13 protein-coding genes and 1 tRNA gene are annotated in these 12685 nt (G+C 69.1%); 9 read left to right on the forward strand and 5 right to left on the reverse strand.

Annotated features, from left to right (window positions below; genetic code table 11):
- The 3 genes from HCC78_RS21615 to HCC78_RS21625 all read left to right on the forward strand — a co-directional run.
- On the forward strand, window positions 1-360 hold a 360-nt coding region (locus tag HCC78_RS21615), incomplete at its 5' end, for a hypothetical protein (RefSeq protein WP_172330875.1).
- The gene (locus HCC78_RS21620) at window positions 345-746 is read left to right on the forward strand and encodes a hypothetical protein (protein ID WP_172330876.1); all 402 of its coding nucleotides are present in this window, start codon (window positions 345-347) and stop codon (window positions 744-746) included. The genes HCC78_RS21615 and HCC78_RS21620, both read left to right, overlap by 16 nt.
- Before the next feature lie 204 nt (window positions 747-950).
- Complete coding sequence (locus HCC78_RS21625) at window positions 951-2003, forward strand: hypothetical protein (protein WP_172330877.1); 1053 nt, start codon at window positions 951-953, stop codon at window positions 2001-2003.
- Between the two features lie 36 nt (window positions 2004-2039).
- On the opposite strand, the gene HCC78_RS21630 is transcribed toward HCC78_RS21625, so the two are convergent.
- The 4 genes from HCC78_RS21630 to pdxH all read right to left on the reverse strand — a co-directional run bounded on the left by HCC78_RS21630 (window position 2040) and on the right by pdxH (window position 3938).
- Window positions 2040-2116, reverse strand: a tRNA-Pro gene (locus tag HCC78_RS21630).
- Window positions 2117-2168: 52 nt separating this feature from the next.
- Entirely contained in the window at window positions 2169-2561 is a 393-nt protein-coding gene (locus tag HCC78_RS21635; protein WP_371743886.1) for a DUF192 domain-containing protein, read from the reverse strand.
- A gap of 71 nt (window positions 2562-2632) precedes the next feature.
- Window positions 2633-3217 (reverse strand): cold-shock protein, encoded by a 585-nt coding sequence (locus HCC78_RS21640; RefSeq protein ID WP_253949296.1) that lies wholly within the window; start codon window positions 3215-3217, stop codon window positions 2633-2635.
- 115 nt (window positions 3218-3332) lie between these two features.
- Window positions 3333-3938, reverse strand: coding sequence for a pyridoxamine 5'-phosphate oxidase (gene pdxH, locus HCC78_RS21645; protein ID WP_172330878.1), 606 nt, complete (start codon window positions 3936-3938; stop codon window positions 3333-3335).
- Between the two features lie 128 nt (window positions 3939-4066).
- Between pdxH and fabI the strand changes: the two genes are divergently transcribed.
- The 6 genes from fabI to trpE are packed head-to-tail and all read left to right on the forward strand — an operon-like array spanning window position 4067 to window position 10650.
- Window positions 4067-4870, forward strand: a complete 804-nt coding sequence (gene fabI / locus HCC78_RS21650; protein ID WP_172330879.1) for an enoyl-ACP reductase FabI — start codon at window positions 4067-4069, stop codon at window positions 4868-4870.
- Window positions 4867-5484 carry a LysE family translocator gene (locus tag HCC78_RS21655; protein WP_172330880.1) on the forward strand — a complete coding sequence of 206 codons (618 nt, stop codon included), beginning with the start codon at window positions 4867-4869 and terminating at the stop codon, window positions 5482-5484. Before fabI ends, HCC78_RS21655 begins: the two co-directional genes overlap by 4 nt.
- Window positions 5485-5503: 19 nt before the next feature.
- A complete protein-coding gene (gene gpt, locus HCC78_RS21660; protein WP_172330881.1) occupies window positions 5504-6001 on the forward strand; it encodes a xanthine phosphoribosyltransferase in 498 nt (165 codons plus the stop codon).
- Between the two features lie 6 nt (window positions 6002-6007).
- Window positions 6008-7213: an aminotransferase gene (locus tag HCC78_RS21665; protein ID WP_172330882.1), complete on the forward strand. Its 1206-nt coding sequence runs from the start codon at window positions 6008-6010 to the stop codon at window positions 7211-7213.
- 38 nt (window positions 7214-7251) lie between these two features.
- Window positions 7252-9132, forward strand: a complete 1881-nt coding sequence (locus tag HCC78_RS21670) for a peptidylprolyl isomerase (RefSeq protein ID WP_172330883.1) — start codon at window positions 7252-7254, stop codon at window positions 9130-9132.
- Between the two features lie 9 nt (window positions 9133-9141).
- Window positions 9142-10650, forward strand: coding sequence for an anthranilate synthase component I (gene trpE, locus HCC78_RS21675; RefSeq protein ID WP_172330884.1), 1509 nt, complete (start codon window positions 9142-9144; stop codon window positions 10648-10650).
- A 421-nt stretch (window positions 10651-11071) separates the two neighbouring features.
- Here trpE and HCC78_RS21680 read toward each other — a convergent pair whose 3' ends face one another.
- Complete coding sequence (locus tag HCC78_RS21680; RefSeq protein WP_172330885.1) at window positions 11072-12526, reverse strand: hypothetical protein; 1455 nt, start codon at window positions 12524-12526, stop codon at window positions 11072-11074.
- Window positions 12527-12685 lie beyond the last annotated feature (159 nt).

The following is a 12685-nucleotide window of genomic DNA, read 5'->3' on the forward strand; positions in this document are numbered from 1 at the left end:
TTCGCCGAGCTAGAGCGGAGCCTGATCCGCCACCAGCCGCCGGAGCCGGAAGACGAGCGCGCGAAAGAGACGCCGACGGACTTCCAGCGCCGGATCGTCGCCGAGCACAACACCCGCTGCGGCCGGGTCTACGTTCCGACACCCGATGTTGTCCGCCGCGCCAAGGGCGACGGCAGCAAGCTGCTGCGCGCCCGCCGGGAGGCCGTGCTGGCCGCCAGGCAGCGCGATCCGGCAACGCCGCCGACGCAGATCGCGGCAGCCCTCGACGCGCCGCTGACGACGATCCTGCGCGACATCGAGGCGCTCAGGCTCGGAGGGCTGTTGCCCGGACGGGAGGATGGCACATGGCCGACGACCTGATCTCGCGCATCCTGGCCCGCCGCGCCGGTACTGCGCCCTATCATCTCGGCATCGAGGAGCTCTGCGACCGCATCCTCGCCGAAGCGGAGAAGATCGAGGCGATGGAACTGGCGCTGGAGGCTACGAAGCAGGCGCACGCGGACCTGTCCGCGCTCCACGCCGACCTGCGCGCGCATGCCGGTCTGATGGCCGTACTGCTGGAGCGCTTCGCCGCTGGATCGCGCTCTGAGCAGGACCGCAAGGACGCCAGCACCGCCCTCTACGCCTACCGCGCCAACACCACCCTCACCGCCCTGCCATCCGCCGGGCAGCGCTGGGACGCCGCGCCGCTCATCTGCACCGCCGACGGCTATCCATTCGAGATGATGGGGAGGGATGGGGAATGAGAGACGGCACCCAGCCCACCCCCGTGACGGACAGGACGGAGGCAAAGCCACGCCGCAGCACCTCAGCCCGCATCCGGCGTCTTGTGGAGGCTGTTCAGGCCGCAGGTGTCAAGATCGGCGCCATCGAGGAAGGCTTGGACGGCACTCTGCGGATCGTCCCCGCCGAGAATGTGGGACCGACAGACGACGGAGATGCGTGGCTTGATGCGCAAGCGTGACAAGATCCACCGGGTACGGTCCAAGCTCGCCAGCGGGAAGGTGAAACAGTACCACTATGCTTGGCGCGGAGGACCGCTGTTCTGGACCAGCGACGAGGACTTCCCGGCAGGGTCGGCACGCTACCACGCGGCTCTGGCTGCCACCGTGGATGACCAGCGGCCGAGCAAGGGAAAGTTCCGCGACATCATCATGCGCTACCTCGCCAGCGGCGAATTTGAAGCTCTGAGCCAGCGCTACCAGAACGACATCAAGATCAGCATCAGGCACCCGGAGAACGGCATCGATGTGAAGTTCGGAGATGCCCCTATCAGCGCGTTCAACAAGCCGCGCATCCGGCGCGTCGTCATGGATTGGCGCGACAAGATAGGAGGCAAGACTGGAGACGTACGGCGCGAGCACCTGGTGAAGATCGTGGCCTGGGCATATGACGGCAGCGATTTGGACTTCCACCACCTCAAGGGCATCAAGCGGCTGCACAAGAGCAACCGCGCCGAGATCATCTGGACGGACGAAGAAGTTTCTGCCTTCGTAATGGGCGCTCCAGAACATGTCGGGCGAATCGTTATCGCGGCCACTGCAACCGGTCTCCGCCCGGGAGACCTCTTCCAGCTATCGCGCGAGCACATAGAGTCAACACCTGGCGGCCGTCGCCGGATTGTCATCATGACCCGCAAGAAGCAACGCAAAGCCTCCATCCCGGTGACCCCTGCCATGGCCGACATTCTGGACGCCATGCCTGAAGGGCGCGACCGAGTGCTGACCACCGAGCGCGGCGATCCGTGGGGACATGAGAACTATCTCGGGGATGCAGTGAGCGAATGGCGTGATCGACTCGGCATGCGGAAGGAAATCAAGCTCTACGACTGCCGTGGGACGGCCGTCACCCGCCTGTTCCTCGCCGATGCGAACCTCAGGGAGATCGCCGCGGCCACCGGGTGGAGCGTCGAAAACGCGTCCAAGATCATCGAGAGGTACATGGCCATGCGGCCCGAGATGGCCGACTCCTTGGCGGAAAAACTCGAACGGATTGTAAAATGAAGTGTAAAACGGCCTGTGGAAAAGTCTGCTAAGTGGTGGTCGGGACGGCAAGATTCGAACTTGCGACCTACGGTACCCAAAACCGTCGCGCTACCAGGCTGCGCTACGCCCCGATCTGCGTGGTCCTATCCCGGTTCCCGGCGGAACGGAAGCCCCGAATTGCGCTCAGGAACGGCCGCAGCTCCATTCGGCCGACGGACCGAAGACCGGGTGGCGCATCTGGCTGCCGGGCGCGATGCCCAGCTCTTCCGAAAGCCCGCCATTGATCTCCAGGACCGCGAAGATACGGTCGCCGCCCGGGATCGGCGTCTCGTCGAGCGGCACCGCGTTCTCGTGGATGCCCTGCACCACGCCCTGGCGGTCGAGGAAGATCATGTCGAGCGGGATCAGCGTGTTGCGCATCCAGAAGCTGACGCTCCGCGGCGGATTGAACACGAAGAGCATACCCGCGGTCGCCGGAAGGGACTCGCGGTTCATCAGTCCGAGATTCCGCTCCTGCGGCGTGACCGCCATCTCCACCGAGAAGGAGGCCTGGCCCCAGTTGCCGCGCAGATCCACGCGGTCGCGGGAGCAGCCGGCGGCCGCTGCCGCCGCCTGCGCCGAAACCAGCAGCGCGAGGACAAGCCCGGTCAGGCGTCCTGTTCTTGGTCCGCCGGCTCCGCTTCGCCGTGCTCGCCCTCGTGCAGGGCGCTCTCCCACGAGGTGACCGATGTCGCCATCAGGCCGCGGCGCCCCTCCACCACCCGGACGCAGATCGCCTCGCCCGGCTGGAGATCCGCCAGCCCAGAACGGCGCAGCACCTCGATGTGAACGAAGATGTCGTCGGACTTGCCGAAGGCATTGGCAAACCCGAAACCCTTTGTCTTGTCGAACCATTTCACCCTTGCCGGTTCCAGCGGCCCCGCATCCTCGGGCGAAAACCCGCCCGGCAGGAACGATGCCTTGTCGTCTTCCTCGCAGGCCGCGGGCGGCTCTATCCTCAGCACTTCGATCGCTTGGCGGCCGCGGGCGGTTTCAAGCACCACCACCTCGATCGCAGCCCCATCCGCCACGGAACTCTGTCCGTAGTTCCGGAGCACGTTCGCGTGCAGGAGGATGTCGCCGCCGCCGGCCTGGGACACGACAAATCCGAACCCCTTGCCGGGGTCGAACCATTTGACATGGCCCTGCACGATCTGACCGTCTTGTTCTGTGTCCATGCGGTTCACGTACATCTGCAATGACTTTCCTCCAAACCTCTCCCCGGTCTCACGTTAGGAGACCACATTCATAGGTTGCAAGGAGAAAAATCTAATATTCCGTTTACTTACATTGTTATTAAAGCTGACCTTACGGATACAGCCGCGAAACTGACCAGTTTTCCTCTCCGGTTTTCTTTTCCCAACGGAAACGGTCGTGCAGCCTGAAGGCCCCGTCCGCCCAGAATTCGAATTCCCGTGCCGCCAGCTTGAAGCCGCCCCAATGCTCGGGGCGGGGCGGGTTGGGCCCCTTGGACACGGTCAGCTTCGCCACTTCGGCCATGAGTTTCCCGCGCGATTCCAGCGGCTGCGACTGCTGCGACGCCCAGGCGCCGAGGCGGCTCTGCAGGGCGCGGCTGCGGTAATAGGCATCCGAGCGCTCGCCCGGAACCTTCTCCACCGTGCCGCGCAGCCGCACCTGGCGGCGGAGGCTCTTCCAGTGGAACACCACGGCGGCCTTCCCGGCCGAGATCAGCTCGCGGCCCTTGCTGCTGCCGTAATTCGTGTAGAAGACGATGCCGTCATCGTCGATGTCCTTCAGCAGGACGACGCGCACGTTGGGAAGGCCGCTCTCGTCGACGGTCGCCAGCGACATGGCCTCGGGATCGTTGATCTCGGACTTCGAAGCCTCTGCCAGCCAGCTGCGCAGCAGCGCATAGGGGTCGTCCCCTGCGAATATGCCGTCCCTGTCACTCATACACTCGGTCTTGCCTGAAACTGTTGCGGTCGCGGCGCACCGGCCGGCAGTCCTGCCGGGCTCCGCGCTTGATGCCGTTTACACAATCGCCTAATGGACCTGAAATCAAGGACTGTCGGAGAACCAGAATGTCAACAGCTCTCATGGCCGGCAAGCGGGGCCTCATCATGGGCGTCGCCAACGACAAGTCGATCGCCTGGGGCATCGCCAAGGCCTGCGCCGACGCCGGAGCCGAAATCGCCTTTTCTTATCAAGGGGAAGCACTGAAAAAGCGGGTTGTCCCGCTGGCCGCAAGCATCGGGTCCGATGCCGTCTACGAATGCGACGTCTCCGACGGAAGCTCCATCGACGCCCTGTTTTCCGAACTGGAAAAACGTTGGGGCAAGCTGGACTTCCTTGTCCATGCAATCGGTTTTTCCGACAAGAACGAGCTGCGCGGACGCTACGTCGACACCTCGCCCGACAATTTCCGCACGACGATGGACATCTCGGTCTACTCCTTCACGGCGGTCTGCCAGCGCGCCGAGAAGCTGATGACCGAGGGCGGGTCCTGCCTGACCATGACCTATTACGGCGCCGAGAAGGTGATGCCGCACTACAACGTCATGGGCGTGGCCAAGGCGGCGCTGGAAGCCTCCGTGCGCTACCTTGCCGAGGATCTGGGCAAGCAGGGCATCCGCGTCAACGCGATCTCGGCGGGCACGATCAAGACCCTCGCCGCATCGGGCATCGGCGATTTCCGCTACATCCTGAAGTGGAACGAGTACAACGCGCCGCTGCGCCGGACCGTGACGCAGGAAGAGGTCGGCAATTCCGCGCTCTACCTGCTGTCGGACATGGGCCGCGCCGTCACCGGCGAGGTGCATCACGTCGATGCGGGCTACCATGTCGTCGGCATGAAGGCCGTCGACGCCCCGGACATCGCGAAATGATCCCGGCCGCGGTCCTGCTGCCGGTCTTCCTGGCGCATCTGGCCGCGGCCTTCTCTCCGGGGCCTGCCGTGCTGATGACGGTCCGGCTGGCCGCCTCGCGGGGGATGGTCCCCGCCGCCGGCTTCTCCGCCGGGCTGGCGCTGGGGGCCGTCGTCTGGGCCTCGGCCGCGCTCCTGGGCATGTCGGTGCTGTTCCAGCTGGTGCCGGGGCTGTTCTTCGCGATGAAGCTCGCGGGGGCCGCCTTCCTCGTCTATGTCGGCGTGATGACCTGGCGCAGCGCCGATGCGCCGCTCGACACCGGCGCCGCTTCGGCACGGCCGCTTTCGGCGCTCGGCGCCGCCCGCTTCGGGCTGGTCCTCCAGCTCACGAATCCGAAGCCCGCGGTGTTCTTCGGCGCGGTCTTCATCACCCTCGTGCCGCCGCATGCGCCCGCATCCTGGCTGGCCGCCATCCTGGCCGTGGTCGCGCTGAACGAGATCGCGGCCAACCTACTGGTGGCCAGAATCTTCTCCCTTCAGCAGTCCAGAACCGCCTATATCCGTCTCAAGGGCCGGATCGAGCGCGTCTTCGGCGCGGCGCTTGCGGGGTTCGGCCTCTCGCTCGCCCTGGACTGACCAACAGAAAGGCACTGCCATGACCGACCGCCTTCCCCACGAGAAAGGGTTCCACATCAGCTGGGACCAGATCCACCGAGACGCCCGCGCCCTTGCCTGGCGGCTCGACGGCCAGGGCCCCGACGGCGGCGCCTGGAAGGCGGTCGTGGCGGTCACCCGCGGCGGCATGGCGCCGGCGATGATCGTGGCGCGCGAACTGGACATCCGCACCGTCGACACGATCTCGGTGAAATCCTACGACAACCAGACCCAGGCCTCCGCGGTGGTGCTGAAGGCGCCGGACGCAGAGCTGATGGGCGACGGCACCGGCATCCTGATCGTCGACGACCTGGTGGATTCCGGCAAGACGCTGGAGCTGATCCGCGGCATGTATCCCAAGGCTCAGTTCGCCACCGTCTACGCCAAGCCCAAGGGCAAGCCGCAGGTCGACACCTACATCACCGAAGTCAGCCAGGACACCTGGATCTTCTTCCCCTGGGACATGGCGCTTCAATACGTCGAACCCTACCGCAAGTGAGCTGACATGCCCCTGCCCCTCGCCCCCGCGCTGTGCGGCTGCATCGCCTCGCCGATCGTCGAGTCCCGTGCCTGGGTGAAGGGCCGGAACTTTCCGGCGGACCGCCCGCTGATCAACGTGAGCCAGGCCGCCCCGGTCGCCGCGCCGCCCGAAGGGCTGCGCCGGGCGATGGCCGATGCCATCCTGACGCAGACCTCGGCCCATCTCTACGGCCCGGTGCTCGGCAACGACCCGCTGCGCGAGGCGCTTGCCGCGCGGGTGTCGCGCATCTACGGCGCAAAGGTCGGCGCCGCGAACATCGCGGTCACCGCGGGCTGCAACATGGCGTTCTGCGCCACCATCGCCTCGCTCGCCGCGCCGGGCGACGAGGTCATCCTGCCCTGCCCGTGGTATTTCAACCACGCGATGTGGCTCGACATGGCAGGGATCGTGACCCGGCCGCTGGAGACCGGCGATGACCTGCTGCCCGATCCGGAGGAAGCGGCCGCGCTGATCGGCCCGCGCACCCGTGCGATCGTGCTGGTCACGCCGAACAATCCCTGCGGCGTCGAGTATCCGCCCGCGCTGCTCGCCGCCTTCCGCGACCTTTGCCGGGCGCGCGGCATCGCGCTGATCGTCGACGAGACCTACCGCGACTTCATGTCCGGCGAGGGCCGCCCGCATGACCTGCTGGCCGATCCGGACTGGGACGGCACCGTCATCCAGCTCTATTCCTTCTCGAAGGCCTACCGGCTGACCGGCCACCGCGTCGGCGCCATAGCCGCCGCGCCGGGTCAAATCTCCGAGATCGAGAAGTTCCTCGACACGATGGTGATCTGCGTCTCGCAGCCCGGCCAGATCGGCGCGCTCTGGGGTCTGGAGAATCTCGACGGCTGGCTCGAGGGCGAGCGGCAGGAGATCCTGGCCCGCCGTGCCGCGGTCGAGGCCGCGATGGACCGGCTTCCGGGCTGGCGGCTGCGCGGGATCGGCGCCTATTTCGCCTATCTGGAGCATCCTTTTGCCATGGACTCCGCCGAGCTCTGCCGCGCCATGGTGGAGGAAGCGGCGGTGCTCGCCCTGCCCGGATCCTTCTTCGGCCCGGCCGGCCGGGAACGCGGCACGCGCGAGCTGCGCATCGCCTTCGCCAATCTCGACGCGGCCGGGATCGGCACGCTCGCGGAGCGCCTGGCCGCGCTGCCCTTCCCGCTTGCGACCACCGGGGCATCCGGCTAGACCCTCGCCCACTACTGGTCCATCCGGGGGAGCACACCATGGCCAAGCGCGAGACGTCCGAGAAACCCAAAGGCAAGAAGCACCTGTCCAACGTCCTGGTGCTCGTGCTGCTGGGCCTGCTGCTGATCGGCCTCGGCGGCTACGGCGTCACCGGCTTCAATACCCAGGTCCGCTCGGTCGGCGCGGTTGGCGACACCCAGATCGATGCCGCCAGCTACCACGGGCTGCTCCGCCAGCGCATGGACCAGGTGTCCCAGCAGACCGGCGAGACCATGACCTTCGACCAGGCCGAGCAGACCGGGCTCGCCACCGCGGTGCTGCAGCAGGCGGTCGCCACCGCCGCGCTGCAGGAAGCCGCGCGCCGCGCCGGGCTGTCGGTCGGCGACGAAGAGGTCGCCCGCCGCGTCGGCAACGTCCCCGCCTTCCAGGGCATGGACGGCAAGTTCGATCCGGACACCTACCGCGACCTGCTCAAGCGCTCCGGCCGCACCATCGCGGGCTTCGAGGACAGCGTCCGCCAGGAGGCCTCGGCCGACCTGCTGCAGCGCGCCCTGCTGAACGGCCTGACCCCGCCGCAATCCTACGGCAACACGCTCCTGACGTTCCTCGGCGAGGCCCGCGCCGCGACCTGGGCGCCGATCCCGGACAGCCTGCTCGACGCCGCGCCCGCAGCGCCCACCGAGGACGAGGTCAAGGCCTGGTACGACGCGCATCCCGACCGTTTCACCCTGCCCGACCGCAAGCAGATCACCTATGCTTGGCTCTCGCCCGAAATGATGCTCGGCCAGGTCGAGCTCACCGACGAGGAGCTGCGCGCAGGCTACGAGGCCCGCACAGCCGAGTTCCAGCGCCCCGAGCGGCGCATGGTCGACCGGCTGGGCTTTGCCGACATGGCCGCGGCGCAGGCCGCCAAGGACGCGATCGACGCTGGCGAGACCACCTTCGACGCGTTGCTGGCCGAGCGCGGCCTGTCCGAGGCGGATGTCGATCTCGGCACCGTTGGCCGCCCGGCCCTGGCCGCCGAAGCCGCCGACGCCGTGTTCGGCCTGGAAGACACCGGCATTGCAGGCCCAGCCAACAGCGCCGTCGGCCCGGCGCTGTTCCGCGTCAACGCCATCCTCTCGGCCCAGACCACCAGCTACGAGGACGCCCTGCCGCAGCTGCGCAGCGAGCTGTCGCTGGAGAGGGCCGCGCAGCTGGTCCAGCAGGAGATGGAGCCGCTCGACGACCAGCTCGCCGCCGGCGCCACGCTGGAGGAGCTGGCCGCCGACAGCCCGATGCAGCTGGGCACCGTCACCTGGGATGCCCAGTCGGCCCCCGACGCGGATCCGGCCGCCCAGCCCGAGTTCTACAATGCCGCCGCCGCCCTTGCCGACGGCGACTTCCCCGAGATCACAATGGCCGACAGCGGCATGCTCTTCGCCATGCGCCTCGGCAGCCAGCAGCCCTCGGAGCTGCAGCCGCTCGGCGATGTCCGGGAAGAGGCAGAGAAGGGCGCGGCCGAAGCCAAGCGCGTCGCAGCGCTCGAAGCCGAGGGCGACAGCCTGAAGGCGCGGCTCGACGACGGCGAGGATTTCGCCGCCCTGGGTCTGGCGCCGCAGACCCGCAGCGGCATGACCCGCCAGTCCCCGGCCTATGACCTGCCGCGCCCGGTGCTGCAGGCCGTCTACGACATGAAGGGCGGCGACACCGCGGTCGTCACCGACGATGCCGGTGCCTGGCTGCTGCACGTCGACAGCGTCAGCCCGCCCAACCTGGGCAGCGACCAGGCCCGCGCGGCGCTGGCGCAGGTCAACCAGGACACCGCACGGGCCATTGCCGACGACGTGCTGCGCGAGCTGAGCCGCGAAGTGACGCAGGAGGCGGGGCTCGAACTGAACCAGACCGCGCTGAACGCGGTCCACGGCGCGCTGAGATAAGGCCGACAGATGCAGATCACTCCCGATTTCGAAACCTTCCGCGCGGGCTACGAGGCCGGCCGGTCGCAGCTGGTCTATGCCCGCCTTGCCGCCGATCTCGACACGCCGGTTTCGCTGATGCTGAAGCTCGCCCAGGCCGGGCGCGACAGCTTCATGCTGGAATCGGTGACCGGCGGCGAGGTGCGCGGCCGCTACTCCATGGTCGGGCTGAAACCGGATCTGGTCTGGGAATGCCGCGGCCAGCAGGCCCGCATCAACCGCGAGGCCCGCTTCGACGACACCGCCTGGGTCGAGGACGACCGCCCCGCGCTGGAGTCCCTGCGCGCGCTGATCGCCGAGACCCGGGTCGACATGCCCGAGGACCTGCCCGCGGCCTCCGCCGGTCTCTTCGGCTATCTCGGCTATGACATGATCCGGCTGGTGGAGCGCCTGCCGGACGCGAATCCCGACCCGCTCGGCCTGCCCGACGCGCGGCTGATGCGCCCCTCGGTGGTCGCCGTGCTGGACGGCGTGAAGGGCGAAGTCATCCTCGTCGCCCCCGCCTGGGCCGGTTCCGGGCTTTCCGCGCGCGCCGCCTATGCCCAGGCCGCCGAACGCGTCTCGGACGCGCTGCGCGACCTCGACCGCCAGGCGGTGACCGAAACGCGCGGCCTCGGCGAGGCGCTGCCGCAGGCCGAGCCGGTGTCGAACTTCACCAAGGAGGGCTACATGGATGCCGTCCGCAAGGCGAAGGACTACATCACCGCGGGCGACATCTTCCAGGTCGTGCCCTCGCAGCGCTGGACCCAGGAGTTCGAGCTCCCGCCCTTCGCGCTCTACCGCTCGCTGCGGCGGACGAACCCCTCGCCCTTCATGTTCTTCTTCAATTTCGGCGGCTTCCAGGTGGTCGGCGCAAGCCCCGAGATCCTCGTCCGGGTCTTCGGCCGCCAGGTGACGATCCGCCCGATCGCGGGCACCCGTCCGCGCGGCGCGACGCCCGAAGAGGACAAGGCGCTGGAGCAGGACCTGCTGTCGGACCAGAAGGAGCTGGCCGAGCACCTGATGCTGCTCGACCTGGGCCGCAACGACACCGGCCGGGTGTCGAAGATCGGCACGGTGCGGCCGACCGAGGAATTCACCGTCGAGCGCTACAGCCACGTCATGCACATCGTGTCGAACGTGGTGGGCGAACTGGCCGAGGACCAGGACGCGCTGTCGGCGCTGCTGGCAGGCATGCCTGCGGGCACGGTCTCGGGCGCGCCCAAGGTCCGGGCGATGGAGATCATCGACGAGCTGGAGCCGGAGAAGCGCGGGGTCTATGCCGGCGGCGTCGGCTATTTCGCTGCCAATGGCGACATGGACATGTGCATCGCGCTGCGCACCGCGGTGGTCAAGGACCGCAAGCTCTACATCCAGGCGGGCGGCGGCGTGGTCTATGACAGCGACCCCGAGGCAGAATGGCAGGAGACGGTGAACAAGTCTGCCGCGATCCGCAAGGCGGCCGCCGAGGCCGGCCGCTTCTCAAGCGGCAATTCCTGATCCCGGCGCGGCCCCGGCGGCCGCGCCTCTCCGGAGGCGATTGCGTCCTCCTCACGGGCCTTCCGCTCGATGGCACCGTTTGGGATCTGCCGGGACGCTTCCGGTCCCGAGTGAAATGTCGGGCAATGCCGGACAGCGGCCGTCCGTCCCTTGACCTCACAGCTCTACCGCTCGATCTCCGTCACAGGCGGCATTCCGGAACTGTTCCGGCCGAGCCGGGCGAAACAGGCATCGCACATGGCGAAGGGCGCTGCGCCCGGCCCTCCCTCTCCGGAGCGGCGGCCTGCATTCGCCGCAGGGAACAGGGCGCCGGATGGCCGGGGACGAGGTACCTTGGCAATGGGCATGGACACCCGGCATTCCGGAACCGGCGGGCTATCCGCGGTGCCTGGGCCGGGCGGAACGCCGGATTGCCTGCCGATCAGCGCGGCGCCAGCAGCTTCAGCGCATCGCCCGCCGTGACCGGCACGAGGTCGTTCCCCTCCCCGTCGAGAAAGGCGGCCACCGCTGCGCGCGCCTCGGGACTGTCTGCCAGCGGCAGGATCACCGCGCCGTCGCGCCGCGCATGGGCTGCGGCACGGGCAAGGCGCAGCTCCAGCGGCGCCGGGGGATAGGCCCGCGCCGTGTCCGGTCCCAGCCCGGGCAGGTCCGCCCCGTCGACCACCGCGCCCAGGCCCGAGGCCTCAAGGAAGCTGCGCATCGCGCCGAGCGCGCGCTCGCCCTCCGGCGCGGCGGCGACCAGCAGCGGACCGGGATGCGGCAGCGCCGAAACCCGCCAGGCCATCGCCGCCAGCGCGCCCCGGTCAGCCGGTTCCGCCAGCTTCGCCAACACCTCGCGGCCGGCAGGCGCCTGCTCCAGCCGGTCCGGCGGCAGCGCCACCGAGCGCGCCCAGGACGGCAGGTCGCCCGGCGCCGGGTCCATCAGCACGATCGCCAGCGACGGCCCGTCCGCAGCCGCCGCCGCAGAAGCCATCTCCAGCAGGCCGCCGCGGAGCAGATCGCCCGGGCCCGGCGCGCCGGGCAGCCCGGCCGGTTCGCCCGCATCCGGAAGCGCCGCGGAAACCGGCGGGACCAGCCGCGCGGCGGCGGGGTCGCCGACCGCCGGCAGGAACGGCGTCAGATCCGGCGCCAGCGTCCCGACGCTGTCGGCTGCAGGCGGCAGTTCCGGCGGCACCGGACGGGAGGGCAGCTGCGGCAGGCCGGAAAGCGGTGCGGGTGCTGCAGGCATGGCCGCGCCCCCCGGCGCCAAGGGCGCCGAAAGGGCTGCAGGACCGGCAGCGGGCATCGGCGCAGCCGGACCCGGCGCTTCCGGGAGCGCCGGCACCAGCACCGCCGCGGCAGGGGCAAGCTCGTGCAGGCCGGGGGGAAGCACCGGCCCCGGGAAGGGCAGCCCGGCCGGCAGCGGCAGCGCGCCTTCCGCCCGCAGCTCCGGCGCGCCGGGCGGCAGAAGGCGCGGCGGCGCGGGCGCAAGGGCCACTTCCGGGCCTTCGTCCATCGCCGGCCCCGGCAGGCCCGCCGCCTCCGCACCCAGCAGCTCGACCGGCAGCGGAGCCCGCGCGCGCGCCACGGCGTCGGGATCGGGCGGCGGCGCCGGACGCGGAAGCGGCCCGGACGCGTCCGGCAGCGCCAGGACGGGCGGCAGTATCCGCGGCACGGCGCCGGCATCCTGCGGCCCGGCCAAGCGCCCGGGCACCGCCATCAGCGCATGGGACGGCGCCGGCGACGCGGCGACATGCAGCTCCTGCTCGACCGCCGGGTGCAGCATCTTCGGCGGCGCCGGCGCCCTGGCCTTCTCGATCTGCAGCGCCGCCATTCCGAGAAGCAGCACCGCCACGGCGAGACCGGACCCCAGCCCCGCCAGCAAGCCCCACGTCATGCGTCCCAAAGATTTCCGTCCCGTTCCATCGTCCACACCTTTTCCGCCCGCCTGCCGCGGAGCATAGCAGATCGCCCTTTGCGGGCGCCATCCTTGCCCCCGCCCCTTGACCATGGCGGCGCTAAGGGTGCAACTGCGTCCCAGACCGAAGGACCTGCC

Origin of the sequence: Mangrovicoccus sp. HB161399, assembly GCF_013184745.1 — a bacterium.
In the GTDB taxonomy this organism is placed as follows: Bacteria; Pseudomonadota; Alphaproteobacteria; order Rhodobacterales; family Rhodobacteraceae; genus Mangrovicoccus.

What these genes read in the sequence shown, in the direction of transcription:
- HCC78_RS21620 (WP_172330876.1), top strand. Translation starts at nt 345, where the DNA reads ATGGCCGACGACCTGATCTCGCGCATCCTGGCCCGCCGCGCCGGTACT.
- HCC78_RS21625 (WP_172330877.1), top strand. Translation starts at nt 951, where the DNA reads ATGCGCAAGCGTGACAAGATCCACCGGGTACGGTCCAAGCTCGCCAGC.
- HCC78_RS21640 (WP_253949296.1), bottom strand. Translation starts at nt 3,217, where the DNA reads ATGTACGTGAACCGCATGGACACAGAACAAGACGGTCAGATCGTGCAG.
- pdxH (WP_172330878.1), bottom strand. Translation starts at nt 3,938, where the DNA reads ATGAGTGACAGGGACGGCATATTCGCAGGGGACGACCCCTATGCGCTG.
- fabI (WP_172330879.1), top strand. Translation starts at nt 4,067, where the DNA reads ATGTCAACAGCTCTCATGGCCGGCAAGCGGGGCCTCATCATGGGCGTC.
- HCC78_RS21655 (WP_172330880.1), top strand. Translation starts at nt 4,867, where the DNA reads ATGATCCCGGCCGCGGTCCTGCTGCCGGTCTTCCTGGCGCATCTGGCC.
- gpt (WP_172330881.1), top strand. Translation starts at nt 5,504, where the DNA reads ATGACCGACCGCCTTCCCCACGAGAAAGGGTTCCACATCAGCTGGGAC.
- HCC78_RS21665 (WP_172330882.1), top strand. Translation starts at nt 6,008, where the DNA reads ATGCCCCTGCCCCTCGCCCCCGCGCTGTGCGGCTGCATCGCCTCGCCG.
- HCC78_RS21670 (WP_172330883.1), top strand. Translation starts at nt 7,252, where the DNA reads ATGGCCAAGCGCGAGACGTCCGAGAAACCCAAAGGCAAGAAGCACCTG.
- trpE (WP_172330884.1), top strand. Translation starts at nt 9,142, where the DNA reads ATGCAGATCACTCCCGATTTCGAAACCTTCCGCGCGGGCTACGAGGCC.
- HCC78_RS21680 (WP_172330885.1), bottom strand. Translation starts at nt 12,526, where the DNA reads ATGACGTGGGGCTTGCTGGCGGGGCTGGGGTCCGGTCTCGCCGTGGCG.